27 protein-coding genes, 2 pseudogenes and 1 other annotated feature are annotated in these 25922 nt (G+C 44.6%); of the genes and pseudogenes, 20 read left to right on the forward strand and 9 right to left on the reverse strand.

Going from position 1 to position 25922, the window contains the following annotated elements; translation table 11 throughout:
* Positions 1-146: 146 nt before the first annotated feature.
* From OKS35_RS03690 to OKS35_RS03720, 7 genes are all read left to right on the forward strand, one after another.
* On the forward strand, positions 147-1007 hold the full coding sequence (locus OKS35_RS03690) for an ABC transporter permease subunit (protein ID WP_264092500.1): 861 nt from the start codon (positions 147-149) through the stop codon (positions 1005-1007).
* Entirely contained in the window at positions 1007-2050 is a 1044-nt protein-coding gene (locus OKS35_RS03695) for an ABC transporter permease (protein WP_264092501.1), read from the forward strand. The genes OKS35_RS03690 and OKS35_RS03695 overlap by 1 nt, the downstream gene beginning before the upstream one ends.
* A 99-nt stretch (positions 2051-2149) precedes the next feature.
* Positions 2150-3067, forward strand: a complete 918-nt coding sequence (locus OKS35_RS03700; protein ID WP_264092502.1) for an NAD(P)-dependent alcohol dehydrogenase — start codon at positions 2150-2152, stop codon at positions 3065-3067.
* Between the two features lie 122 nt (positions 3068-3189).
* On the forward strand, positions 3190-3828 hold the full coding sequence (locus OKS35_RS03705) for a hypothetical protein (protein ID WP_264092503.1): 639 nt from the start codon (positions 3190-3192) through the stop codon (positions 3826-3828).
* 96 nt (positions 3829-3924) lie between these two features.
* Positions 3925-4452 carry a DUF2199 domain-containing protein gene (locus OKS35_RS03710; RefSeq protein WP_264092504.1) on the forward strand — a complete coding sequence of 176 codons (528 nt, stop codon included), beginning with the start codon at positions 3925-3927 and terminating at the stop codon, positions 4450-4452.
* Positions 4453-4466: 14 nt separating this feature from the next.
* Positions 4467-5222 carry a hypothetical protein gene (locus tag OKS35_RS03715; RefSeq protein ID WP_264092505.1) on the forward strand — a complete coding sequence of 252 codons (756 nt, stop codon included), beginning with the start codon at positions 4467-4469 and terminating at the stop codon, positions 5220-5222.
* Between the two features lie 32 nt (positions 5223-5254).
* On the forward strand, positions 5255-5944 hold the full coding sequence (locus OKS35_RS03720; protein WP_264092506.1) for a glyoxalase: 690 nt from the start codon (positions 5255-5257) through the stop codon (positions 5942-5944).
* A 21-nt stretch (positions 5945-5965) separates the two neighbouring features.
* On the opposite strand, the gene OKS35_RS03725 is transcribed toward OKS35_RS03720, so the two are convergent.
* The gene (locus tag OKS35_RS03725; protein WP_214816955.1) at positions 5966-6775 is read right to left on the reverse strand and encodes a diguanylate cyclase domain-containing protein; all 810 of its coding nucleotides are present in this window, start codon (positions 6773-6775) and stop codon (positions 5966-5968) included.
* Between the two features lie 217 nt (positions 6776-6992).
* Between OKS35_RS03725 and OKS35_RS03730 the strand changes: the two genes are divergently transcribed.
* The 3 genes from OKS35_RS03730 to OKS35_RS03740 all read left to right on the forward strand — a co-directional run bounded on the left by OKS35_RS03730 (position 6993) and on the right by OKS35_RS03740 (position 8383).
* On the forward strand, positions 6993-7148 hold the full coding sequence (locus OKS35_RS03730) for a hypothetical protein (RefSeq protein WP_264092507.1): 156 nt from the start codon (positions 6993-6995) through the stop codon (positions 7146-7148).
* Complete coding sequence (locus OKS35_RS03735; protein WP_264092508.1) at positions 7103-7537, forward strand: hypothetical protein; 435 nt, start codon at positions 7103-7105, stop codon at positions 7535-7537. Before OKS35_RS03730 ends, OKS35_RS03735 begins: the two co-directional genes overlap by 46 nt.
* Positions 7538-7648: 111 nt before the next feature.
* A complete protein-coding gene (locus OKS35_RS03740; protein WP_264092509.1) occupies positions 7649-8383 on the forward strand; it encodes a MerR family transcriptional regulator in 735 nt (244 codons plus the stop codon).
* A gap of 5 nt (positions 8384-8388) precedes the next feature.
* Here OKS35_RS03740 and OKS35_RS03745 read toward each other — a convergent pair whose 3' ends face one another.
* Positions 8389-9090: a CPBP family intramembrane glutamic endopeptidase gene (locus OKS35_RS03745; protein ID WP_264092510.1), complete on the reverse strand. Its 702-nt coding sequence runs from the start codon at positions 9088-9090 to the stop codon at positions 8389-8391.
* Between the two features lie 91 nt (positions 9091-9181).
* Here OKS35_RS03745 and OKS35_RS03750 point away from each other — a divergent pair, with 91 nt between their 5' ends.
* Both OKS35_RS03750 and OKS35_RS03755 read left to right on the forward strand, forming a co-directional pair.
* The gene (locus OKS35_RS03750; RefSeq protein WP_214813196.1) at positions 9182-9568 is read left to right on the forward strand and encodes an NUDIX hydrolase; all 387 of its coding nucleotides are present in this window, start codon (positions 9182-9184) and stop codon (positions 9566-9568) included.
* Positions 9565-10482, forward strand: coding sequence for an alpha/beta fold hydrolase (locus OKS35_RS03755; protein WP_264092511.1), 918 nt, complete (start codon positions 9565-9567; stop codon positions 10480-10482). The genes OKS35_RS03750 and OKS35_RS03755 overlap by 4 nt, the downstream gene beginning before the upstream one ends.
* 1 nt (position 10483) lies before the next feature.
* Here OKS35_RS03755 and OKS35_RS03760 read toward each other — a convergent pair whose 3' ends face one another.
* Positions 10484-11707 (reverse strand): MFS transporter, encoded by a 1224-nt coding sequence (locus OKS35_RS03760; protein WP_264092512.1) that lies wholly within the window; start codon positions 11705-11707, stop codon positions 10484-10486.
* A gap of 68 nt (positions 11708-11775) precedes the next feature.
* Positions 11776-12028: a binding site (T-box leader), on the reverse strand.
* A 271-nt stretch (positions 12029-12299) separates the two neighbouring features.
* Here OKS35_RS03760 and OKS35_RS15375 point away from each other — a divergent pair.
* Together OKS35_RS15375 and OKS35_RS03765 are read left to right on the forward strand one after the other, a co-directional pair.
* Positions 12300-12770: pseudogene (locus OKS35_RS15375) on the forward strand (amidase domain-containing protein); the annotation flags it as partial.
* Between the two features lie 36 nt (positions 12771-12806).
* Positions 12807-13244, forward strand: coding sequence for a hypothetical protein (locus OKS35_RS03765; RefSeq protein ID WP_214781068.1), 438 nt, complete (start codon positions 12807-12809; stop codon positions 13242-13244).
* A gap of 11 nt (positions 13245-13255) precedes the next feature.
* Here OKS35_RS03765 and OKS35_RS03770 read toward each other — a convergent pair whose 3' ends face one another.
* Positions 13256-14191 (reverse strand): IS30 family transposase, encoded by a 936-nt coding sequence (locus OKS35_RS03770; protein ID WP_214781070.1) that lies wholly within the window; start codon positions 14189-14191, stop codon positions 13256-13258.
* A 150-nt stretch (positions 14192-14341) separates the two neighbouring features.
* Here OKS35_RS03770 and OKS35_RS03775 point away from each other — a divergent pair, with 150 nt between their 5' ends.
* Positions 14342-15994 (forward strand): M3 family metallopeptidase, encoded by a 1653-nt coding sequence (locus OKS35_RS03775; RefSeq protein WP_264092513.1) that lies wholly within the window; start codon positions 14342-14344, stop codon positions 15992-15994.
* A gap of 97 nt (positions 15995-16091) precedes the next feature.
* Here OKS35_RS03775 and OKS35_RS03780 read toward each other — a convergent pair whose 3' ends face one another.
* The 4 genes from OKS35_RS03780 to OKS35_RS03795 all read right to left on the reverse strand — a co-directional run bounded on the left by OKS35_RS03780 (position 16092) and on the right by OKS35_RS03795 (position 18888).
* Complete coding sequence (locus tag OKS35_RS03780) at positions 16092-16496, reverse strand: nucleoside 2-deoxyribosyltransferase (protein ID WP_264092514.1); 405 nt, start codon at positions 16494-16496, stop codon at positions 16092-16094.
* A gap of 295 nt (positions 16497-16791) precedes the next feature.
* Positions 16792-17262, reverse strand: coding sequence for a helix-turn-helix transcriptional regulator (locus tag OKS35_RS03785; protein WP_214781078.1), 471 nt, complete (start codon positions 17260-17262; stop codon positions 16792-16794).
* Positions 17263-17287: 25 nt separating this feature from the next.
* Positions 17288-17584, reverse strand: a complete 297-nt coding sequence (locus OKS35_RS03790; RefSeq protein ID WP_214781080.1) for a hypothetical protein — start codon at positions 17582-17584, stop codon at positions 17288-17290.
* A 98-nt stretch (positions 17585-17682) separates the two neighbouring features.
* Positions 17683-18888 carry a cation:proton antiporter gene (locus tag OKS35_RS03795; RefSeq protein WP_264092515.1) on the reverse strand — a complete coding sequence of 402 codons (1206 nt, stop codon included), beginning with the start codon at positions 18886-18888 and terminating at the stop codon, positions 17683-17685.
* Positions 18889-19007: 119 nt separating this feature from the next.
* On the opposite strand from OKS35_RS03795, the gene OKS35_RS03800 reads away from it, so the two are divergent.
* The 5 genes and pseudogenes from OKS35_RS03800 (at position 19008) to OKS35_RS03820 (ending at position 22378) form a co-directional block, all read left to right on the forward strand.
* Positions 19008-19376, forward strand: coding sequence for a PH domain-containing protein (locus OKS35_RS03800; RefSeq protein ID WP_214775276.1), 369 nt, complete (start codon positions 19008-19010; stop codon positions 19374-19376).
* 99 nt (positions 19377-19475) lie between these two features.
* Complete coding sequence (locus OKS35_RS03805; RefSeq protein ID WP_264092516.1) at positions 19476-20156, forward strand: hypothetical protein; 681 nt, start codon at positions 19476-19478, stop codon at positions 20154-20156.
* Positions 20157-20162: 6 nt separating this feature from the next.
* Positions 20163-20831: a hypothetical protein gene (locus OKS35_RS03810; RefSeq protein ID WP_264092517.1), complete on the forward strand. Its 669-nt coding sequence runs from the start codon at positions 20163-20165 to the stop codon at positions 20829-20831.
* Between the two features lie 200 nt (positions 20832-21031).
* Positions 21032-21388 (forward strand): annotated as a pseudogene (locus OKS35_RS03815) (GNAT family N-acetyltransferase); the annotation flags it as partial.
* A 9-nt stretch (positions 21389-21397) separates the two neighbouring features.
* Entirely contained in the window at positions 21398-22378 is a 981-nt protein-coding gene (locus tag OKS35_RS03820) for a Gfo/Idh/MocA family protein (RefSeq protein WP_264092518.1), read from the forward strand.
* A gap of 145 nt (positions 22379-22523) precedes the next feature.
* On the opposite strand, the gene OKS35_RS03825 is transcribed toward OKS35_RS03820, so the two are convergent.
* Positions 22524-25910, reverse strand: a complete 3387-nt coding sequence (locus OKS35_RS03825; RefSeq protein ID WP_264092519.1) for a dynamin family protein — start codon at positions 25908-25910, stop codon at positions 22524-22526.
* Between the last annotated feature and the right edge of the window lie 12 nt (positions 25911-25922).

Genomic DNA, 25922 nt, shown 5'->3' on the forward strand with positions numbered 1-25922 from the left:
AGAAAATTGTTTCTATTTGCATAATAAATATGCTAGAATCAGTGGAAAGTGTCTTTGGATATTATTCCCTTTAGAAAATGAACAATCAAACGGACATCCTTTCACACTTTTGATTGAGAGATTGGCATTCAAAAGGAGATCGAACTATGACGTATATTGCTCGAAAATCAGTTCATCTGATTGTCGCATTTTTCATCTTGATTGCAATCAGTGCGCTACCATCGCTCGTCGTTCAGACGGATTTTAGTCTGACGAATTATTGGAATGGGATTCAACAACAGATGGATCAATTACAGAAATTAGAGGACATTACATATTACAACATCACCGCGCAACGTTACTTGCCGCTCTTGCCGGCACTTGGACCCCTCGTCAAAGAGTCGGTCATCATTTTTACCACAGCACTCGCAGTATCGACCTCGCTAGGATTAATATATGCGTACTACTATTACCGCAGCGGGAGACGAGTTCGTACCGTCTTGCACCAAACGAGTCAGACGCTCGAGATGGTACCAGATTTATTCTGGTTAATTATTTCTCAATTTCTTGCGATTACAATCCATAAATCTACGGGATTCGATCGCATTGAAGTGGCCGGAGGATTCGCAGAGTACATTCGGTTTCTCCCGATCGTCACTTTGACGATGACGACATTATTCTTCTTTATCAAATGGTTGACGATTCATATTCATGAACAAGAAGCCATTCCGTATCTCGAGCTCGCGCAAGCGAAAGGGATTCGACCGAGAGGGTTGTTTTGGAAACACTTGTTGCCGAATATCATCTATCGGTTTTACCTCTTTTTCCGTTCGAACATCATTACCATCTTATCGACACTTTTGATTGTCGAATATCTATTTAACGTTCAAGGGTTATTCCGATTCGCCGTCTACAACCCGCAGATGGAGATCTTACTGGTCATCTTATTCGTCATCTATATCCCGATTTTTCTACTGGATTTACTGATTGAATGGATTATTCCGAATGCATGGAAAGGAGGGATTTGATGCGTCGAGTATTAATGCGTGACCCAATTTTTCTCTTCTGCTTTGTCATCGTAGCGGGTCTATTGTTGATGAGTTTTGGAAATACCGTGTTTCGTGATGGGAACGTAGATCAAACCCTCATGCTCTACTCTGATGAAGGGAGACTCATTGGAATACCACCATTAGAACCCTCAAAATATCAATGGCTCGGGACGGACAATGCTGGATATGATTTATTCCAAATGCTCGTGGAAGGATTTAAGTGGACCGTTGGCATCTGTGCGCTCGTCGCATTCGGACGGATGGTCATCGGACTATTGATTGGCATCCCCCTTGCTTTCAGGGGAGCTCGCTTAAATCAATTCTTTAAAACGCTATTGGACGGTTTTTTGATTCTGCCGATTTCATTGATCGCATTGATGATGTTAGTAGGAACACTGACCTTTTTTGATTCGACACAGGTGCCTCCATTATTTGATCGAGTAAAGATTGAACTAATCGTCTTAGTCGTTCTCGGATTGCCTGCCGTCACGTTATACCTGATCACGGAGATTCGACAATTGCTTCAACAAGAGTTCATGATCGTGGCTCAGACGCTTGGTGGCAGTGTCTGGCATCGTGTGAGATTGCACCTTTTCCCGCATCTCGTCCCAACCCTCGTGATCGTCTTCATGCAACAGTTTGTTCAGACGCTCATGTTGCTCATTCATCTCTCACTGTTTGGGATTTTCTTCGGAGGAACGGTCTTGTTACATGAAGGGATCATGCCGACCGTCTATGAGTGGTCTTCGATGTTCGGGTATTATTTCAGACAGTTCACTGCGATGACATGGATGACGAATCATCTATTTCTCGTCCCGGCCATGTCACTTGCTGCGCTTATCTTTATTTTCAATTTGTTGACGAGCCGTCTTGAGCGAGCATTTAAGCTCAGACGTCAGGAACCGGTGGTGACCGAGGCAAGTCTAGCACAATCGGAAGCGGCAGCTGCTTCCTTTTCGAATCCGTTCACCCTTGTTGATTCGACTGTGTCATTAAGGAAGGAACCGGATGATATCGTATGATATGATCCGGTTTTTCTATGTCGAATGGACTGAACGGTCTTGTTTGAGGGAACGTGTATAACAGATTGAGGTGACAATTCATGAATGGAGTGAATCGATATGAAAGCTGCGATTTGTACCACGTATGGGCCACCGGAAGTACTCGTCATTCAAGAAGTGCATCAACCGAAGCCGAAAAGCAATGAGTTACTGATTCAAGTCCATGCATCGGCCGTCCACTCGGGAGACCGACGCCTCCGCGCACTAGACGTTCCAGCATTAGGAAAACTACCGATGCGATTAGTTGTTGGGTTTAAGGCGCCACGTCAACCGATTCTCGGTGTCGTGTTGGCAGGTACCGTCGTAGAAACAGGCAACAGTGTGAAAAACTTTCAGGTCGGAGACAACGTCTATGCCCTCACTGGGATGCGTTTTGGTAGTTATGCGGAGTTTGCATGTGTGAACGAATCGAAATGTGTGTTTCAGATGCCGGCCCATGCCAGCTTTATCGAGGCAGCGGCGCTACCATTTGGTGGGACGACTGCATTACATTTTTTACGGAAGGCACGTATCGAGCGAGCGACGAACGTTCTCATTTATGGTGGAGCGGGTGCTGTCGGTTCGACTGCCGTACAGATTGCGAAGCATTACGGCGTGCATGTCACAGCAGTTTGCCACGAGCGAAACGTTGAACTTGTGAAGCGACTTGGGGCTGATGTGGTCGTCGATTACACGAAAGAGGGGTACGATCTTGAATTAAATACGTATGATGTGGTCTTTGATGCCTCAGGGAAAATCGATAAACGATTAGCGAAAGCCCATGTGAGCGATAACGGGGCCTTCAGTTCTGTCGCGGGGCAAGGACCAGCCAGTGAACGTAAAGAGGATTTGATATTTTTGAACGAATTGTTTGAGTCAGGAGCATTGCAACCCGTCATTGATACGGTATATCCACTCGATAAGATTGTCGAAGCGCACCGATATGTGGACCAAGGGAAAAAGGTTGGAAATGTGATGGTGAGCATTAATGCAGAATAAATTAAATGATAGTATAAAGAGAAGTATCAAATTCTTGCTTTATCGTGGGGTTTGGTCGACAACCTCACTTACATATGAATGGATTCACCAACTAGACAAATCATGAGAGCGGGCGAATAGTCATGAATATATTGATTGGGCAACCGAAGATAGAGCGAAATCTCAAGCAACTGAAGGGAGAGATTGAATCAAACCCTACGGTGGACTTGATTCTCTATCCAGAGGGGTATTGTACATATAGAGAATTGGATGAGCTGAGTGATTTAGCGATCCAATTCAACACAACGATTGTTTTAGGGTATCGAGATGACACGAATAAAGATCGGGTCCTCATCATAAACAAGCAAGGTGACACGTTGTTAACGCGACGGAAAACACCAGAGAATGAGCTCTTGTTCATGCCATCAAGTGTCACAGATGGAGCAGAAGAATACGGATATTTACTGTGCAGGGAGATTTTTATGGGGGTTGAAGGATTGAAGGGTCATGAGCATCTGACGATCATATTCAATCCAATCGGGGTCGGGATGTTTAGTGAGGAACAATTCACGGAGTGGACGGAAGAAGCGAGAAAAATTGCGATGGAACGAAAAGCGATGATTATCGGAACGAGTCACGCAGATGGATCGTATCGAAATTGTGGAATCTCGCTTCCGATCGCATACTGCTTTGATGAAAATGGGGAAGAAGTGTTTTTATCTAAAAATGATACGCGGACGCGAGTGTTAGAGACTGATTCAAGAGTTACTACATTCGTCTAACAAACCGTGATTTCCTTTAAAAAATGAAATACGTGTAAAATGAATGGATTTATTTCACATACCATTAATTAAACTCAAATCAGAAAGCGAGTACTTATGAGATACCTTTTCAAACGAAAACACAAGAGTGATTGCAACTGCTCGATATGTGGCACGAGTAAAGAACATACAGTCGGCTTTGGATCGATCATGCCATCAGTATTAGACGGCCTATCGAAACGGGAGATGAAGAAGCGCGTCGTTTTGACAGATGATATTTGCGTCCTCGATGAAGCTCATTTCTTTATCAACGGATGCCTCGAACTCCCGATCATTGGAGAAGACGATCCTTTCATCTGGAATGTCTGGGTATCACTCAGTGCGGATAACTTTTTCAAAGTCATCGATTTATGGGATGAACCAGCTCGTGTAGACCTCGGCCCGATGTTCGGCTGGTTATCTACGGATCTTCCCATCTATCCAGATACCATCAATCTAAAGACAAACGTACATATGCGTGGAGTCGGACTACGTCCATTGATTGAACTCGAACCAACGAATCATCCTCTTGCAATGGAGCAGCGTAATGGTATCACGAGGTCGCGGGTCGATGATATATTCCGACTCGTTGAACGTAGCGGATAAAGGAGGAGATCAGGGTGAGTCAATTGAAGTCATCTTTGATTTTCGATTTGTATACAGGAAATCAAGCTCTCACTTCGATTCAGCAGAAGATGTTGGAGCGAATCGAGTTACTTGTTCACGACAAACGATTCAAAGAACTTGAACAATTCATGGGCGACACTCCGGACATCGAGCAGCTGTTAATTGACTATGTGCTGCTCGATCCGACCGAATCATATCGCTGGGATTTGCTTATTGGTTACGAACGGTTGGATCGGATTGAAGATTATGATCGAGTGAATGCATTTTGCCGAACCGCCTTTTCATACCATCCAGATAAACCCTTCTATTTTGCCTTGGCATTATATGATATGGGATGGAATGATTTTGAGATAGACGAGGAAGTCATTGAAGTGGCGAATCGATTGATTGAAGTAGCAACACCTGAAGTTTCTGCATTGATTTGTCTAAGCGTTTCAAAGGTGCTACGACATAAAGAGCGCGAATATCTTCAAATGGCAATTGAGCGATGTCCGTGGGCAGTACAGCCATATTTTTCTCTAGGTGAGCAATACAGCCGGTATAATCCGAGATTGGCTAAAACCTATACGGAGAAAGGTGTGGCTCAATTGACTCTGAATTTTGATGATTCAGGCAAGAGTCACGTAGCGTTAAAGACTGGTTTCAATCCGATTACGTGGAAAGAAGATTGTTGTTCTGATTTACTAAGAATGAATATGAGTTGGGCAGAATACCAAAAATACAAGCGAGCCATCAAGTCACATAGATAAGCAAGAACATGAAGAATACGAGGAGGGATTTTATGAGAATCACAGAAGCCACGCTCTATACGAACCGGCTCGACGAAATGAAACGTTTTTATGTGGAGAAGCTTGGACTATCCGTTGGTGAAGAAGATTCGACCCGATTTCAAATCGAATTAGGAGAAGATACCTTGATATTTCAAGAGGCTGTAACGGAGCAAGAGCGACAATACCATTTCGCGATCAATATTCAGGCTAACCGGTTCAAAGAAGCGAAGGAATGGATCATGTCACGTGTCCCGCTTTTGATCGAGGAAGGGGAGGATGAAATCTATTTCGAAGGGATCGATGCATCATCGCTTTATTTTTACGACGCGGACGAGAATGTCATCGAGTTGATTGCTCGACATTCGATTAATCCGGAAAGTAACATCAAGTCCTTTTCGTCAAATGAGTTTCTTGGAATCGGCGAGATGAGTTTGACGGTAGAAGACCCGTCTCTCGTCGCGAAGGCGCTTGAGACAATTGGAGTTAGACGGCGAGATGGGAACTCAATTGACCCCCGTCATTTAAATTTCATGGGTCCTCCAAATCACAATACATACATGCTGCTTGTACCTCAAGGGCGCGTTTGGCTCTTTTCACCAAAATTGTCGATTCCGAGCCCGATTCAGATGGTACTTGATCAACAATACATCGTCGAAATGGATGAGAAACTCGAATTTCATATTCACTCCATCAAAAAATGAGTTCACGAATGAACTCATTTTTTAGTCTTTAGATTCTATATACCGATGAATTTCTTCTAATCGAATGGATGCGTTCTCTAAGTTCACTTCAAACGATTTGTCTGAGCATTCAACTGTGAGCGAATCTCCGCTCTGACGTGAATACTCTAGGAGTAGTGGTCTGATTCGTTCATGTACAATTTGTGCATTTTCGATTGACGTTTGAGGGAAAATCATAGCGAATGTGTCTTGCGCAACTCGATATTTCTTGTCTGTTCGTCGAGTCGCTTCGTGAAGTTCATCACTAAAGTAGTTCAAGAACCATTCATACTCGGATGAACCATACCGTTTTTCAAAATCATCAAGAATCGGTAATGTGATGAATGACACCACAAACGTTTCCCCGTGGCGAATCAACCGATTCCGTTCAGCCTCTATATCCATCAAAAACCGATCTCGGTTATCAAAACCAGTCTCTGGGTCGACCGCAATCAACTGACTGACTCTCGCTTCCGCAACCTTTAGTGCAAACTGGGCATGAAACAGCTTGACTTGGAGCCAGTAAGACAACCCCGTCAAAATCGCTAATAGTAATAAAATGTATAGTTGCGCAGTAGCGGCAGTCTCATACACAGGCATCGTGATTAAAAAGTAAGCAGCGAATCCTAACAGAATGAGTACACCAGACCCGCGATAAATGAGCAACGTTGAAAGATAAAGAATCGGAATACAGATCATCCACCAAACAGGTAGATGATTCATGATCAGCAGAGAGGAAAATAGAATACTACATGCCAACGATACAACAATGAGTGCAATCAGTTGTAGTGAACTCGTTGTCCAATGTCTCATAGGTATCCTCCTCTTAAAAGAAATAAATTGAAATCGTTACACTATTATCCATTTTCCAAAATAGTGATTGTTCAAACCGATTTGAACACTTGATTCATTATAAGTGATTCACTCGATTATGAAAGGTATATTTTTGAAAAGACGTGAATATTTCCGAACACATCTATAGGAAAAGAAGAATGAATGATTGGTGTATAATGGAAAATGAGGTGGTGGTATGAATCTAAAACATATTTTGATTGTCGGAGGGACAGGGATGTTGGCCGAACCTACATCTTATTTAGCAATTGAACAGGATGTCACAATCATTGGACGAGATAAAAAAAAATGGCAAGCATCGTACAACGAAATCCTGAAACGTGTCATCCACTGATTGTTGATTATCGCGAGGAAGAAGCACTTTCAAGCGCACTGCAGCATGCAGTTCAACAAAACAGTCCGTTTGATCGAGTTATCGCCTGGGTGCATCGCGGCTCAGGGAAAGCGATGCAAATCATTTTGGAACATTCGGAGACTGCAGAGGTGATACATATTTTAGGTAGCCGGGCGAATTCGGAATATGAGAAGAGGTGTCTATGTTTCAATGAACAACAAACGTATCGACAAGTTCAATTAGGTGAAATTCATGAGATGGCATCTGTCCGTTGGTTGACACACGACGAGATTGTAGAAGAGGTTCTCGATGCCATTCAGAATCAAGACGACTATCGATTGATTGGGACACGAAAGGATGACGTAGATGTTCACTCGAGAAATGATTAGTGAATGGATGGGGATGTACCACGAATTTCATTTTCAGATTAGGATGAAGGGATTCATCAGTTCAAAAGATATTCATACATACACGTCATATGTAGTTAGGAGGGTCAAAAATTGACCAGACACTATTCAACGGGAGAGGTCGCGAGAAAACTGAACGTGTCTGTGCGTACGCTTCGATACTATGACCAAATCAATTTGGTCACCCCCTCGTATACGAACGATGTGCAGAAACGATTTTATAGTGATGACGAAATGTTTCGACTTCAAAAAATCATGCTTTTAAAATCGATGACCGTCCCGCTCGATGAGATTCGGAGAATCTTAGATGAAGAATCCCTTACAAGCATCTTGTCCGCTCATCTGTCCTCGTTAGAAGAAAAGATAGAGGAATTGAAGCAGGCGCAGAACTATACGGTCACGCTCCTTCAATCCATGAAGCTTGAAAATGAAAAAATCGATTGGACGAAACTACAAACTATTCAAGCTAAATCAAATGACCGGAAACAATGGACGGACTATTTTACGGAAGAAGAGTCTGATTCATTGCAATCAAGTTTACCTAAATTAGAAGACGGTGAGCATGATACGAAAAAGTGGATCAACTTGATTCGGAGAACCGAAATTCTAATCGAACGTGGGGTCGCCCCTTCCTCAAAAGAAGCCCAAATTCTTAAAGAAGATTTGACTTGGTTAACAGACGAGACATTTGGAGACAATCAACAATTGATTGAATCATTTTGGAAGATTCGAAAATCAACTGACGCATCGAATGAATTAGGACTGTATCCAATCGATGCATCGATTCTTGCCTATATTGATTCACTATATCAAGAAATAGCAGACTGATTCCCTCATGCCAATGCAGTCAATAGAACGGCTAGCCCATTAAAGGTGCCATGGATGAGCATGCTGGAATAGATAGAGTTAGTCCGTTCATATACCCAAGCGAACACTAGTCCCGATACAAAATTGACGAGTAACGTGTTTGTCGTCGGTAAATGAGCGAGAGTGAATATTCCAGCACTTACGATCATCCCGATCCCAACCCCAAACCGTTCTTGAAAGAAGCGGTACAAGAACCCACGATAAAAGATTTCTTCATAGATCGGTGAAACGATAGCCGCCGATCCAAACGCAATCAGTATGGAGATAATCGACAAGTCACTTTGTAAACTCTCTGTTTTTGTATTCGACGTACCGATACCGAAATATGATTGGACTATGACGATGATAATACTGAGTACAATTAGCACAATTGTCCATAGAAAGATGATGCCCGAATCTTTCAATGGAAAACGGCGAAGTCCTAACGTTTCCAGCGATAGGGTTTGAGGACGTATTGCGACGAGATAGAGGACAGTCATAAACATTATGGCTAATAACAGGCCGATACTTGTTCCTGAATAGAGGGTGTTTCCCCATGACTGTTCTAGAAAGTTGTGTAATTGTCGCTCGATAAGTAGGGGCGTCACTCCGAATAGAAGAACCATCGTAATTGCGAACTGATTCCATGTCCAAATGGGAGTTGTTTTCTTTTGCATTTGATTCAACATCGTATTTCCTCCTTATGTAGTTGTAGACCCATCATATCGGGTGACGTAACGTCACCTGCAAGCAGAAAATTGAAAAAGGAGTAATAAGACTATGGAACAATGGATTGGATCAGCTGCTTTATGCATCAACGAAGAGCAGGAAGTCCTACTCGTAAAGAATCGTGACATACAACAATGGAGTTTGCCATCAGGTGGTCTAGAAGACGGAGAAACTCCGGAACAGTGTTGTCGGCGCGAAGTGTTAGAAGAGACGGGCTATCGCACTTCTGTTGATCAACGACTACATATCAAACGAGCCATCATATCAAACTTTCAGGTCGAGACACATTATTTCTTGGCAACGTGTAAGGAGCGGTTGGCGACCGCAACTATCGACTCGGACATCGATAAAGTCAATTGGTGGTCGATTCATGAATTGGAGCGATTGGAACTTGCATTTCCAGAGGATCTTGAGCTGATTAAACGGTGGAGTGTATGAATAGAGTGATTGAAGTCAATGGATATCACATGGAATATCGATTATTCGGTTCCGGGGAACGCCTCATCGTGGTGATGACAGGAATGGGAGGTTCATTCGAAGAGTGGGTTTCTCTTTCTGAACAATTAAGCGAGTCGTATCAAGTATTGCTTTATCATCGCTCAGGTTATGGTGAGAGCGAGATAAATATGCGCTCGAGTCGAACGTCATCTCATCTTCTTGAATGTACAGAATTGTTGGATGCCCTTCAGCTAAAACAACCAATCATATTAGTCGGTCATTCTTACGGAGGTCTGTGCGCGCAACACATGGCCAAACTTATTTTGGATAGAGTAATAGGAGTCCTACTCGTTGATTCCACTTCCCATAACCTTTCAATATTAGATGAGTTAGAAACGCCTATAATGGATGGTCAGTATTCAGATGAAGATTGGCGGACGATGTGTCGTTCTTATTCAAATCTATCGAAAGAAGAATTAGAGCGACTCCATCAGCCAGAACTTTCACTCGAACAACAAGGCTTATCATCAGATGTACTCGCACGTCTCAAGCGTTTTTATCAATCTCCTCAGTTGTATAAAACGATGTTGGAAGAAGAATCGTTTTGGCATGACGATGCCTCAATCATCAAACAAATGGGTACCTTTTCATCAATCCCGTTAATTGTCATCGGTCGAGATTCTGAAGCGATGATTGAAGAAGGGATAAATGGAGGGTTACCTGAGGCTGAAATTCGCTTGCTAGAAGAGACGTGGCATGATCTGATCCATCAACAGTTGAGATTATCAAATCAATCGGAACTCATCATCGCAGAAAAGGCAGGACACCAAATTCATTTACAACGACCAGACACAATCATCGAAGCGATTCATCGAATCGAACAAGCCGGTCGCATAAAAACGACCGGCTCATGACTTAAGACACTTCTTCGATTTGATTGTGATTGAAATACTCCCGTTTCGAACGGTCGCGCATGACATGTATGGTGTAACAACCAACAAGAAAGAAGATAATCGAGAATGCGAGATAGACCGGGCGAATCCCAATCATTTCGGCAAGGAGTCCAATCCCAAATGTGAGTAGGATGACGAGTAGCGACTCTGCCACATTGATAGCGCCAGAGAACCTACCCATGATTTCGACCGGGACATGGTGTTGATAGAATGATAAGAATCCTGTATTTGCAAAGGCAAGCGCGAATGTCAGGACAAAAAATCCGATGGAAGCCATTGTGAACGAGGATGAACTTGCGAATAGGAGATAGCCGACTGGTGTCATGATCGCCCCGAATCCGATACAAAACGATAAGGATAAGCGGTGACTCCATCTTGAATTAATGAAAGACCCTGCAATAATCCCGATTCCAGCAATACTGACGAGAAATCCGTAGCGGCTCTCAGATAAGTGAAGGACTTGGGTCGCGAATGACGCTTCCAACGAGTCGAGTCCAGACATGAAGATGGTCATGACGCAGAACAAGCCATAAATGAGCATCACATATCTGGCATTCGAAGCGAATCGGATGACAACCTTCCAATCGTCAATGATCATCCGCATAGAGAATGGTTCAACAGGCGCATTCGTTCGAAGGTGAGATGGGAGGAGCATCAGCATACCGACCGATCCAATGAGTGCGAAGGCGTTCACAAAAATCGCAAATGTCGGGCTCCCGACTAGAAAGAGTAGACCCGCAATCGTCGGACCTAAAATGAAACCGGATGACTGTACAAAGTTTTTCATCGCATTGAACTTTTGACGGTTCGAGGCAGGTACGAGTTGCGTCATGTAGACCAGGCTTGATGATTCGAATAATGAACTCATCAGATTCAGGATGAAGACGACTCCATAGATGAACCATAAAGAATCGATCCAGCCCAAGCTGAATACGAGACATGCGCGCAGGACATCCAGCAACATCATCAGTCGTCTCGTATCGACCCGGTCAATCAGGCTACCTGACCAAAGGTTCGCCGTGATTGAAGCGAGTGGGACTAATACATAGAGAATCGAGACGGCAAATGGAGATCCCGTCATCTCGAGGACAATCAGGTTGAGCGCGATAAAGTATACCCAAGCACCGAGATTTGAGATTCCGACACTGACGAGCAGTAGCGTAGAGGTTTTTCGAAACGAGTTCAAGTCAATCACTCCTTCTATTTTTTAATCACTTTCGGAACGCAAAAAAATCCCACCCCCAAGAACGAAGTCTTGGGGACGAGATTCTCATCGTGGTGCCACCCCTGTTCGTCCGCACGTCACCGTACGAACCTTGTTTGGTACTGCCGAACGAGTCGGACTATACCTCAACTCTATAACGGGAGTGCCCGTCGCCATATCCCTCGGGGTGAGTTCCATGGCGCTGCTCGGAGTCTTGTTTCGATCCATCTTCTTTACCCTTTTTCACCGGCGGGGCTCTCTACGAAAGATTCATGGATTTATTCTTCTCTTCATCGCGTTTATCAGATCATTTTTGTAAGGATAGCACATTGTGAAAAAATTGGAAACAACAATTCATCGTATAAAAACAAAAGTTTTCCTGCATGAATGAAAAATCAAAGAGATTTAGGATAATTAAAATTTAAAGGAAGATATTAAGCTTCGTGATATTGCCAATGAAGAATTTGAACAAGAATTAGAAGAACAGGAAGCGCTAAAAATTCCTTAGTTCTCCATCATGGCTATATACAATAGAACTAAAGTGGCTGATTATGCAAGGTAATATGCAACCAAAACCAATCCCAACTATAAACGTTATAATTTAAACTGTACTAATTTTGTTTCACAAGCGATTCACGCTGGTGGAAAAGCGGAAGTAAAACCATCGCCTGTAAAAAATGGTATGCTTGAAACGACCACGTATTGGTTTAATGACAACTACATGGATTGCACAGGGTCTAATAGTTGCTATATTCGAGATAAGACATCTACCTCATGGGTAAGAGTGACGGATTTCTATTCGTATTGGACAAAGAAAGGCATGAGCGCCACAACTAGTACTAACAAAAACACCATCATTAGTAATGCAAACGTTGGAGATGTCATTCAATTTAAAAGTAAAAATGGATGGTTTCACTCGGTTGTCGTAAATAGAAAAGCTAATGGAACTGTATATATTTCTTCTAATACAGCCAATTATTATAACCAAGACTTCAAAAACCGAGGCAATGATTCCCTTAGTTTTAGAGTAATTAAAATTAAATAAAGTCTTATAAGGACTTTGATAATTTGAGGAGACTATATGAACTATAAAAAGATCACCTACACTATTTTATCTATTGTTTCGATCTTAGCAATCTGGATCATTTTTTCTATAAATCAACCTCCTAAATGGATCGGGAATTCTAAACAATGGGAAGCAGAATATAATAGAGAGTCGAATGCCCCAAAAGGTGACTGGACAGGTTACGTGTACTGGCTTGGTGAAAACGATGCTACATTAGTTGGGGCTGAACTCACTAAAGACGGTGAGCTGATCCATGAGCTTGAGAATACCAGCGAACACCTGACGGGGCAAAAGAATTCCACCATCTTCATTCACACTTGGGAACCAATGTTTAAAAGTGAGGATGAAAAAGTGGAATTGACTATTCAGTGGGAAGATAAAGAAGGGAACCATGAAGATACGATTGTTCTGAACCCTAAAAATCGGTATTTTGTCTTCCCTAGTTTTATTTAATAGACGGTTTGTCAAATTAAGCGCAACACTTCCTCGGTGAAGGCCTCGCGTGCGGTTTTCCAGTTCAGGCATTTTCTCGGCCGCCCGTTGATCTTGGCGAGCGCATCCGCGAGTGCGTCGTGCGCCACCTGCGCGAAGTCTGTTCCTTTCGGGAAGAACTCGCGGAGGAGCCCGTTGGCGTTCTCGTTGCTCCCCCGTTGCCACGATGCGTACGGGTCGGCGAAATACATCGGCACGCTGAGCGACGCCTGGATGCGCTCGTGACCGCTGAACTCTTTGCCACGGTCCGTCGTCGCCGTCTCGAACATGCCGTCCGGGAGGGCGCCGTGCACCGCATGGATCGCCCCCTCCATCGAGGCCGCGGTGCGGTCCGCGATCGGCAGGGCGAGATAGAACCGGCTCTTCCGCTCGATGAACGTCGCGACGCACGCCTTCGATTTCCCTCGTCCGGAGACGACGGTGTCGAGCTCCCAGTGCCCGAACGTCCGGCGCCCCCTGACCTCTGGCGGCCGTTTCGAGATGGGGAGTCCGATGTTGATGCGCCCGCGCGTCTCGGTCGGCTTTTGACGTTTCCCCTTCTGGCGGAGCACGGTCAGGGACACGTCGATCCGTCCCGCGTAGATCCATCGGTAGATGGTGGAGAAGGCAATTTTCTCTGTGTAGAGACGGCCGACGATCTGTTCCGGGGACCAGGTCGCACGCAGCTTCTCGACGATCGTCCGGCGCATCGTGTCATCGAGTTTCGTTTTGGCGCCGCAGTTGGTCTTCGTCTTCTCGTAGCGTTTCTGGGCACGTTCAGCCACGTAGTCGGGGTTCCGTCTGATCTCCCGCGAGACGGTCGAGGGCTGTCGCCCGAGCCGTCTCGCGATGGACCGGATGGACATCCCGAGCTCCAGATAGGTCTCTATTTTCACGCGTTCCCTAGTGGTAAGATGGGTGTAGCTCATGCGATTTCCTCCGTTTGAATGTGTGTTGTGGTGACTTCATTCTACACGAGGAGAGCGTCATGGGCTTTTTTGTGTTCACTTTTGGGTGTCGCACTTAATTTTATAATTCATCTATAATATAGAAAGCTAACGAAGAATCGAGGTGCAGTGTTGATCGACTATAAAGAGATAAAAGAGACGAACCAAGTACTTGCGACTTTTCATAAAATTGATTCCAATCAGTTAGATGGCTTCATATCGAAACATTCGATATTGATCGGGAGATATGATGAATACGTCACAAAGAGTTACATTGACGTACAGCGACACAGCGATTGTGAAGAAGCAAATCAAAGACAACATCATGTTCAAACCGTGATAAAACCTGCACTCAATGAGCTGAAAAGACATGTTTCACGAATTATATTACAGTCTATTAAGGATGAGGATCACGTGACGCGCCTAATGCGAAATCGGATGAATCTTTATCATGAAGAGAATGTTGATTTATTGATCGAAGAGGATCAACTTATACAGAAGTATTTGCAAATAATCGTTCAATTGACTGACCCGACAGATCATTCTAAGTCGATTGCGGAACTTCATGGAGACCTATACGATGCTGACGAATCCATCCGTAAACAGGCTTTTACGCTCATTTATAGAGCGTATGTCTCAACAGAAGGTGACATCACTGAATGCTTGAGAAGTCTTATTCAAAATCGGGAACATCAGGCACAACGATTAAACGCTAAGAGTTATCGTGAACTAGCCTTTATGAAGCTAGGCCGTCTAGATTATGATGCCGAGGATTGTATACGATTTGCGAATCAAGTGAGTAAACATTTTGAGCCACTTCGCCGCTCGTTCCAGCAACTACAGACAAAGGAATTGAAGAAATCGAAACTTTCGCCATGGGATTCATTCATTTCTCCCTTTTCGAATCATCACGATTTATCCGTTTCGTTGCATGACTTAATCGGTGGGACGGAACGAATCTTGAATGAACTCGATCCTTACTTTGGAAAACTCTTTTTTGACATGTGTGCGAAGGGCCATCTCGATCTAACGCCTCGACCGAATAAAGCGGAAGGTGGATTTTGTGAATCTTTACCCGACTCAAAATCATCTTTCATTTTTATGAACCGATTCGGCGGATTTGATGACTACGTTGTGTTATTGCATGAAATGGGTCACGCCATCCACCATGATCTCTCACAACAACACCTATTTTTCGAAGCGCAGACCATTTCGTTTGAAGTCGGCGAATTCGCAGCCATGTCACTAGAGCTATTTTCGATGGACCATTGGACAAACATCTTTTCCGATGAACGAGCTTTCATTCAAGCTAAACTAGAACAGTTTCGATTAATCATCGAATTTTTACCAAGTGTTTTCATCGTGGACCAATTTCAACATAATCTATATGATTCAGAAAAGAACGTGGACACATTTGATGAAATATTCAAACGCTTAGTCGATCAATATGAGACTGATTTGATTGATTGGAGCGATGTGAGTGATTTGAAAGGAAAAGAGTGGCTGCGCGTGATTCATCTTTTTGAAACACCTTTCTATTACATAGAATATGCGCTTGCTCAGATTGCTGCACTTCGCATGTATATGCAGTATAGGCAACATCCAGTCGACACTCTGAACCAATATAAGAATGCATTAGCTTTAGGTGGTACTGCTTCGATTCCTGATACTTATCGAGTAGCAGGCGTATCCTTGTTTCCATCTGAGGAAGAATTAGTCGAGTTGACTGATTTCTTAAATGCTGAAATTCAACATTTGGTGATGCAATTGGGTAGAATTGAATAATCTAAGTACCTATTAAATATAGATTAACGCAACAAGCATTTCACGGAATGGGTAGGATGCACCCCAGCTCGATTCCGTGAGAATAAAGGGCATCAGCTCAAACGTGATTAGAGAGCTTCAATCGATCTTGAATTTGGTAGGGGAGGGCGTTGAACGGTCCCTCCAAGCGTTGTACCGCATTCACATAATAAAACGTGCTCGTCTCCTTCATATTCATCATCTGATCACCCAAATCGTATAGGAAAACGTGTTTGTTCATTCCGAGTGCAATCCCGAGTTCAACATGTGCGCCTTTACCTCCAGGCAATAGGATGACGACAAAGTCCGCTGATTGAATTCCAGAAACCTCCTCTTCGCCAATCGAGCGTAATGCATCAATCGATGTGGCGCGTTCGTTTTGAGTCCAATCATATATATGGGTGTGACCGAGCGCAATCAGCTCATTACGCATGAACCGTACTTCTTCGATGTTTGAAAAGCTTGAACCGACATAAAATCGCATCTGAAAACCTCCAATTCGTTATAGATGATTCATCTGGTAAAGAGCCACAACATAAAATAAAATGATCAACAAGCAGCAAAGTACAAGGAAAGTAATCATAATCATTAGGACGAATTTCATCAAAGTAAGTGGAACGTATGATTGAATCAAGCGTGTGGTAAAAATCGACGAGAGGACGAGTAAAATGATTGTGCCGATGAATCTAATCGTGCCACTTGTCACGCTTGGAACGTACCAAATATAAGTGATTGTGAAGATGATGAGGATTAAAGCTATCATTAAATCTTTACGTTTTTTAGTCATTTAATCCCTCTCGTTGATGTTCCAACTTCGACCTTACCTGTTCGGCATCCTCTGCATCAAACGTGCTGTACCACCTCACATGGTTGAGATCGATGATCCGATAATGTCCGCTGATGATATTTTGTTGAAGGGTGTAATGTGGACCTGACTCGATTGCATGCCAAAAGACGCGTCCGCCGAGTGTTTTTTCTTTCGGCTCATAAGTGTTCTCGGTCGCAATCAGTTTGACGAATTCGACGGGGTCGTCACCAATCAAGTGTATGAGAATCTCACTTTCGTTAAACAAGGCGCATAGCGTCACAATCGTCGACCAACTCGCTTCATTTCGCTCCTTCTCGATTTGGATGAGCGTTTTTTTTGAAATACCGAGTAAGTTCGCCATCTCTTCCTGTGAATACTGAGATTCGATACGAATCAATTTCATTTTTCGAGAGACTTGTTCAATAAATTCGGATTTTTGCATAAGTGCTCCTTCTTGTTTATCTGACTTACAGCGTCGCTGAGCTTATGAAAATCAAAATCCACGAGATTCCGAGGAACACGATAAATAAGAGCAGGCAGACGATGATATAACAGAAAATGTATTGCCAGTAGGTCAATCGTTTTGATTGATAATAATGGTATGTAAAACTGAATGTTGCAATCCCGATGACTAAGAACGCAACGATATCCCAGATGATGCCAACCTTCAAGAACGATGGAGTCAGAAACGAAGCGATGAGTGCAAGCACGACGGTCACAATCCCCGTAGAGATGGCAGCGGATGGCGTTGAAGTGTTTTCCAACGAATCACCTCCTAGTATATTACAAGTGTAATTTTACACTAAAAGTGGGCGATGTCAATTTCAGAATGTAAAAAACCCTTCTCTAAGGAAGGGTTCCGTCACTCGTCATGTTTATTCGTTAAATAGGTCGTTAATGGGTAGACACCGATGCTTTGTAAGATCAGAGAGAGTAAAATGACGGCAAACGCGAGAGATATCATTTCGCTCGAGCCGTTAATGTTCTCTGCCTCTAGCCAGAGGACGAGGGCAATCGACATCGTTCCTTTAATCCCGGACCAAGTAAGGAGCGAAGTCGCTGTCAAATCGTCTTTAAATTCTCTACGCCATACAGGAACGGTATAAACGAGACCGCCGACGACGATGAACCGGGTCAGAAGCGAAAGCAAGAATAAAAGAACAGCGAACGTCCAGAGCGATATAGACAGGTAGCTGGTCGCTTCGATTCCAATCAACAAGAACAAGAGAGCGAGTAGCATGGGAATCACAATGTCCCAAAATCCATCCAAGTGACGTTGGACCGATTCATAATTTTCTTTCATGCCAAGCTCATGGGAGAGCATCATGCCTGCTGTCACGGTCGCAAGGACACCCGATACTTCTAGTGCGTCGGCAAGATAGAAAGCCCCGTACGCGACAACGATCGTCAACATGACGAGTTCATGCTTTTTAAAACTGGCAATCATCAATTTTTTAAGTACAAATCCAAAGACGAAGCCGATCCCGACTCCTCCAGCAGACACTATCAAAAATTCACTTAAAAAGCTAAGCGTGGAGAACCGCTCTCCCGTTGCGAACATACTAAGAAAAATCGTGAAGATGACGACACTCGTCCCGTCGTTCACCATCGATTCACCTTCGACGACGTCCGCAATCCGCTTCTCTCCTTTACTCCGCTTTAAGATCGCGGTCACAGAAACAGGGTCGGTCGGAATCAAGATGGACGCCAATAAGAAAGAGGCGGTCAAACTGAGTGGTGTAAACAACTCACTGATCCAAAACGTGCCATATCCCATCAAGATGGCAGTCAAGACAAGACCGACCGTACTCAATATCGTGATGATCCCGATATTGTCTTTCAAATCTTTGTATTTGAACTGATAAGCCGATGTAAACAGAAGTGCCGGTAGGAACACCTCGAAGATCATATCTTTTGAAATGAATACCGAATCAAAAAAAGCGATATATGAGAGACCAATCCCAATCAAGACCAAGATGACCGGAACCGGAAAATAATTTCGTTTGGAATCAATCAAATAAATGAAATAGCCAATCAGTAGTAATGTGATGATTTGCTGCGCAATCATGACGACGTCCTCCTCTACAATCAACATGCTATACATTATCTTCCCATTCGCGGTCTAATCAAACGAGAATTGTGGAATATAGGGGATAGTACATTCATTTCATAGAGGGAGGAATCGATATGGGAAACCCGATTGGTGATTTGTCGTGGACTTTTTATTCAGAGTGTGAGGTGCCGAGTGATATCATGGAGTCCTTCATCGATGGGGAGCGGGCCGTCGCTGCCTACAAGACGGTACGTGACGTCGCCGTCTTCACGAACAAACGTCTCATTGTCCGTGATGCGCAAGGACTCACAGGGAAGAAGATAGAGGTGTACTCGCTTCCGTACGACTCAATCAATATGTACTCGACGGAAAATGCGGGAAGAATGTTCGACTTGAACTCAGAAGTCCAACTTTTCACGCGCGCCGGAACGATTAAGATCAATCTGAATAAAAAAGTGGATGTGCGTAAGTTCGACCGATTACTCGCAGAAGCAATTTTGTAAAACAGTGGACCGAGAGTTCTCGGTCTTTTCGTTTGGATTTTTCTGACAATCTCTTATCATACATGATACGATCATACATAATGTGTGACGGAGGTTACGATGCGATATACAATCCGACTATTGATGGTCATGTTAGGTAGTTTGATGTTGGTGACTGGATTCATCTATTTGGCTCGTCTGTTTTGGGAATGGTTTCACGACCCGACAAAAGGTGGAATCGTGCTTCTCTTGTCTGGAGAGGACGGAACCAGCAGTGATGAACATGGAGGGAAGTTTCGTCTGAAAGATGATGAGGATTTTCAATTCTTGAAGAATGACTTTTTAGACTATACGTTCGAAACAGGAGGGACAGTAATCGAGTCGGGAAATTCATACTGGTTATGGTTCCTTATTGGGGGTTTGATTGTTCTCCTGATTTTGACGCTCAGCGTGCTCAGGAAAAGAAAGCGTGTCGTCTCGACCATTGATTTCTCGAGTGACGCCGTAAAACGAAGAGGGCGTACGGCTAAAGCAAATGCATTTGTGGAATCCAAAGAGGTTCAATGGACCGATAATGCGATTCGGAATGCGCTCATCCAGTTCAATCTGGACTTGCCGATTGCCTCAAGACACCAGTCGAATGAGACGGTGAGAGATTGGTTCAAGCGGATCGGCGTGGAAGAAGTGGACCTCTCCCCATATTGGAAATCGAGATATATGGATGTAGTGGTGAGTGATGAAGAATCTAGACGATTTCGAGCGGCGTTGGAGTTTAAGCGATTCGAAGACGGTAAGGGGTGATGGTGTATGAACGGTGAAATCGAGATGATTGATTCCGATACGCGGAAGTCAATGAGTTCCGCTCGTTTGCTCAAGTCCAATCATCAATTCTACATCCATTGGGATGAATTGATCATAGACTTCAAACGGCATGAATATGTGGCAGGTATTCGAATCATCGACGAGAATCACTTGTTCATCTGGGCGTTTACGTTAGAAGGAGAACCAATCAATGCGTGGGTGTTAGATGCAGACGGAGACATCAAACATTCATTTCACGCAGGTAACGCGATTGCAGTAGTCGTTATAAATGAAACGGGAATCTGGATCGGGTATGGGGACGAAGGCATCTTTGGAGATGGGATCTCGACCGAAGCACTCGTCTGTTTCTCAACAGAGGGAACCGTACGCTTTCGCTATAATCAAGAAGTCAGAAAGGCCCCGGTCCTTCATGATTGTGACGTGATGTACGCGTCTGAGAAGGGGGTGTGGGTCATTTCTTCAATCGATGCTCGTCTCGTCCATGTCCATATGAATGGACGGATTGACTCTTATCCGATGCCACGTCGTCTCCTTGACTGTTCGTCATTGATGATAGAAGACGGTGTTGCCTATGTCGAGAAAGAGGATAAGGTTTATCGTTGGCCGTTTAAGGAGAGGAGACGTGCCGAAGTCTTTCAGAATGAAACCAAATAATAAGAGAGTATATTAGCTTGCAATATATTTCGAATACCGTATTTTTTAATCATATATAGACAGGGATGAACTAAGTGATTGTACCAATCAATACTAGTATGCAAGAAGACATTCGCAATTTTTTTGTTAAACATTGGGGTTCAACTCAAATGGTCGTTTCTTCGGGAACATAGGATTGTGCAGAGCTCGAAGGATTTGTCTACATGAAAACAAATCAAATTCACGGTCTTGTTACGTATGTTATTCGGGATGAAGAAGTAGAAATCATATCTCTTGATAGTCTGATAGAGAATAGTGGGATTGGCTCTCACTTACTCCATGCTGTTGAAGAAATTGGTATAAAGAAAGGGGCAGTCAAATCTGTCGTTATCACAACAAATGATAATTTGAGGGCATTGGGTTTTTATCAACGTCGCGGCTATCGTCTAGACCGCATCATTCACAATGCGGTCACTCGAGCAAGAAAACAGAAATCGACAATCCCTCTTATTGGTTATGATAAAATTCCTTTATTGGATGAAATCATACTCACCAAAAAACTGATAGAAGAGAAATGAGGAATTCACATGATCCGTTTCGGCATCATCGGTACAAATTTCATCACAGACTGGTTTATCGAAACAATCAATCAGTTGGATGACGTAGAAGTGACGGCACTTTACTCGCGCACGGAATCACGTGTTAACGAATATGCAGCGAGTCACTCCATCTTACATACGTTCACGTCACTTGAAGAGATGGCGAAGAGTGATGTCATCGATGCCATCTATATTGCGAGCCCGAACTCACTTCACGCCGAACAGAGCATCTTGTTCATGCAGCATGGGAAGCACGTCCTCTGTGAAAAACCGCTCGCCTCGAACGTCCAGGAAGTCACTCGTATGATCGAAGTCGCAAAGGAGAACGAGGTCGTTTTACTTGAGGCACTACGTAATCTGTTCATGCCGAACCTTGAACGGGTTCAACAAGCGATGGAACAAATCGCTCCGGTTCGCCGGGCCGTCTTCAATAAATCACAGTATTCTTCACGATACGACCTGTACAAGAACGGGGAAAATCCAAACACGTTCAATCCTGAGTTTTCGAACGGCTCGTTGATGGACCTCGGTGTCTATCTCCTCGGGCCTGCTTTGAAACTGTTCGGTCAGCCGAATGAGATCCAGGCGAGCGGGGTTACGTTAGAATCTGGAGTGGACGGGAGCGGAACGGTCATTCTCTCCTATGATGACCTTGATGTGATTGTCATGCACTCAAAGATCCATGCGACATCGACGCCTTCTGAAATCATCGGAGAAAAAGGGCGTATCGTCATCAATGATATCGCGACGTGCGATGAAGTCCGTCTAGAGTTACGGGATGGCACGTCAGAAATCATATCAGACGCGCAGAATGCTCCGATGTCATATGAGATCGAAGCGTTCGTCCGTGCGATCGAAGCTAGTGCTTCGGAAACAGTTGTACATTCAGCAAATGACATGATTCTTCTTGCTCATGTGATGACAACGGTGCGAAAACAACTTGGTGTAATCTATCCAGCAGACAAATAAATACAAACTTAAAACGGTCCTCGATGTCATATGCACATCAAGGACCGTTCTCATTATTCTTTGTTCAAATAGAGATACCTCAGAAACAGCCCCAAGACAATCGTCATGACGACAGCGGGGATGAGTCCGATGAGCAGTAATGTGTTCATACCGTTTCCTTTCTGAGCGATTCGAGACGTTCATGCATCTCATCAAAGGAATGGTTGTCCGTCAACATGCTGAGCTCTGCATCGGCAAGTTCTTTCACTTGGGTCGACCAATCTTGTTCAATCTCGACTTCAGCTTTACTGATTTCCTTGTTGGCTCGTTCGATTTGCTTCGTATGAATCGTTTCAAGACGCGACCGAATCATATCGCGAAGCAGTGAGGTCAACTCATCTTTCAGTTGCGTCCGTCCGTCTCCCTCGAAAAATTGACTCGCATTCTTATAGCGCTTCAACACCGACTGATAGGGTGATGTCTCGAGATGAATCGGTTCGACAGCCTCTCGTAGCCATGCCACGTCGAGTTCTCGGTCGAATTCAAGCGTCGGAAGGAGAGACGCTTGACGTTCTGTCAACCGTTCGACCAAGGCGACGAACTCACGTTTAACGTATCGCTCCAACCGATACTGGAACACTTGGAGCTCTTGCTGGATGTCATAGGCATACTTATCGAGTGTCCGTCCGAGGGCACGCTCCAAGCTCTTCCTTGACCCATCGACCTCGACCGGATGGAACGTCTCCTTGACGAAGTCCGAGAGACGGAGGAGCGAACGCGTCTCGAGGTGGGCGAGGAGTTCTTTCGCTTCCCGATCAAACAGGTCAATGAGTGCTGACATATCGAGTGCCGGTGGGTTCTCGAGTAAAGCAATCAATTGTTGGCGACGATGTTCTCTCGCCGACGCGTCTTCTTTCGCTTCGTTCAAAACACGATCAAATGTAGCAAGTAGCGCCGTCGTTTCTTCCTGTATACGCATTGCGTTGGCGAGACGAAGGTCTTTGTCGACATAGCGTTCAAGTGTCGAGACGAATCGATCGAATCCTTCGTCATCCCCATTCATGGCGTTTCGGCTTGAAATGGGGATGACGCTTGGTCTGCGGACACCGAGCGCGGTCAACTGTTGTGAGACATAGCTTGTGACCGCATCCCGCTCCTCGTCATCTGTCGCAAGATCAGAGGCGTTCACGAGGAAGAACATCTCGTGATCTCCTGTCCCCTGGACCCGTCCGAGCTGAATGACGAGCTCCCGGTCCGCTTCGGTGAACGCATGATTATAATACGTGACGAACAAGACGGCGTCCGCGTCACGCATGTAGCCGAACTGTACCTCGCTATGACGATTGAACTGCGAATCGGCACCAGGCGTATCGACGAAGACGATGCCACGTCGTGCCCAAGGAGAGTCGAGATACAGTTCAATTTCTTTCACGATACAGCTTTTCTCTTCTTGTGCGACGAACGCGCAGAACGTGTCATAGTCGACGATTTCCGTTTGTCCGAGATAATCGAGCGGTGCCGCCTTTACCGCATTGACGAACGGATGGTCGACATCGAGCGAGGTGAGGGAAGTCCCGTAACCTTGCAGCTCATCTTCAAGTTCATCCCGTGATTTGAAGGTGATCATCGCCGTTCGATTTGTCCGACCATCTGGCGGTACGATTTTTGTGATCGATGCCGTCAATGGGTTCGGTGAGGTCGGTAGAATCGTCTCCCCGAGAAGGGCATTGAGGGTCGACGATTTTCCGGCCGAAAACGCACCGAAGATGGCGAACGTATATTGCTCATGCTTCGCACGTTCGATTTTCTTACGTAATGTCGAGACTCGGGAGCGGAACAATGGGTGATTCTCTAATATTTCACATACCGTATTCTCATAAGAAAAATCAAAATCAAATAAGTCATGATCATCATCTAAAATCGACGTCGATGCAACCTCTGATTCAACAACATTCGACTGTTTTTCAGGGAGATACGTTGCATCGACATAGTTTCGAACGGCCAACTGATTTAACTGATTTGAATCAAGTTGCAACGCTTCATATTGACCGATAGCATTCAGACGGTTCGAAAGACGAATCCGTAACGCTTCCGTATCGAGCGCTTCATACAACGCTTCCTCTTCAGTCGTAAATTGTTCCAAGCGCATGTCGACTTCCGCTTTCATGTACGTCTCCGTCGAGTGGACCCAAGGTTCAGATACTTTCGTTATCCATGTCGCGAGGGCCGTCTCGATGTCACGACTGAACTGTAACACCGTGTCACCACTTAGGGATGCACCGGATTTCACTTGTTCGGTGATGAGTGAGCTCGGTGCAATCGGGAGGACATCGCCTTTCGGTAGGAGAGTCTCTGGAAGTTTCAAATCTCGGATGATGTCTTCCGCGTACTTCACGAGATGTGGACGTAAGTTCATATCAATCAGACGGTTGAATTCTTTGACCGCCACTTCCTCACGACGAGCTCGTTCCTGCTTCGTCTTCTCTTTCGAGAACAAAAGTCCGACCTTGAAAGAAGGAGAACAACTCTCGAGATAAGAGCGTAATAACTCACGGAACTCATAAGTCATGATCGGTGCACTTTCGACGATTGGTGCCTGATGTTTGAAGAATTCGCGACGGAATGATGTCCACCATGCCCGTTTCTTTTCAAGGCGATGTAGACGTGACTGCATTTCCTTCGGACTCTTTTCATAAGTTGGCAATTGATCCAACGTCGATTGAATCGATGTTTCGTTGCGGCGGACTAGCGTATGAATCAATGCATTCGCATGCTCGACTTGCTGCTGTCTCGAGTCCGTGATGACTTGTCGCACATGCGACCGCAAGCGCTCGACTTCGTTATGAGGATGCTGTAAATCACGAAGTGAGATGTAGAACGTGTCATTCGGGACGATGTCATGATGTCGGAACGCCTTCGTCAATGAGGCTTTGAAGTCCACAAAGGAAAGCTCATCCTCGTCATGCTTATCAATTTGGTTAATGATGATGGAGTAGGGACGTCCTTCTCGACTAAATTGTTTCATCAGCCCGATGTTTTGTTCCGACTGGACATGGTTGTAGTCCATCATGAAGAACAAGTGATCGGCCAAGAAGAGCGAGCGCTCCGTCGCTTGGCGATGTCGTTCATCCGTTGAGTCAATCCCTGGCGTATCCATCAACACGACGTGTTCATCAAATGGGAATCGGTCAATCGTATACTCGACTTCCTTGATTTCCTCGACTTTGCAATAGTCACTAATATTTGATAGGGAAGAAGGGTCTAATGAAATCCAGTCCGTATCATTGATCGCGACAGCTGCCGCAGATTCTCCACCTCGTAATGTGACGATATTCGCACTCGTCGGAATCGGACTTGTCGGAAGGAATCCTTCCTCTAGCCAGTCGTTGAGCAATGTCGACTTCCCGGCTGAGAAGTGGCCACAGACGGCAATCCAGACTTCTTCATTCGTTACTTTTTGTAGGGCTGTCCGAGCGAGTCGTGCAGCGTCCGTCATCTCCTCTTGTTCAAACGTTAAAGCGAGTCGTGCTAATTGTTCTCGTTGTTCGTGCATGTTTCCCATCCC

The sequence above is a fragment of the Exiguobacterium sp. N5 genome, from assembly GCF_025842465.1.
GTDB classification, from domain to species: domain Bacteria; phylum Bacillota; class Bacilli; order Exiguobacteriales; family Exiguobacteriaceae; genus Exiguobacterium; species Exiguobacterium profundum.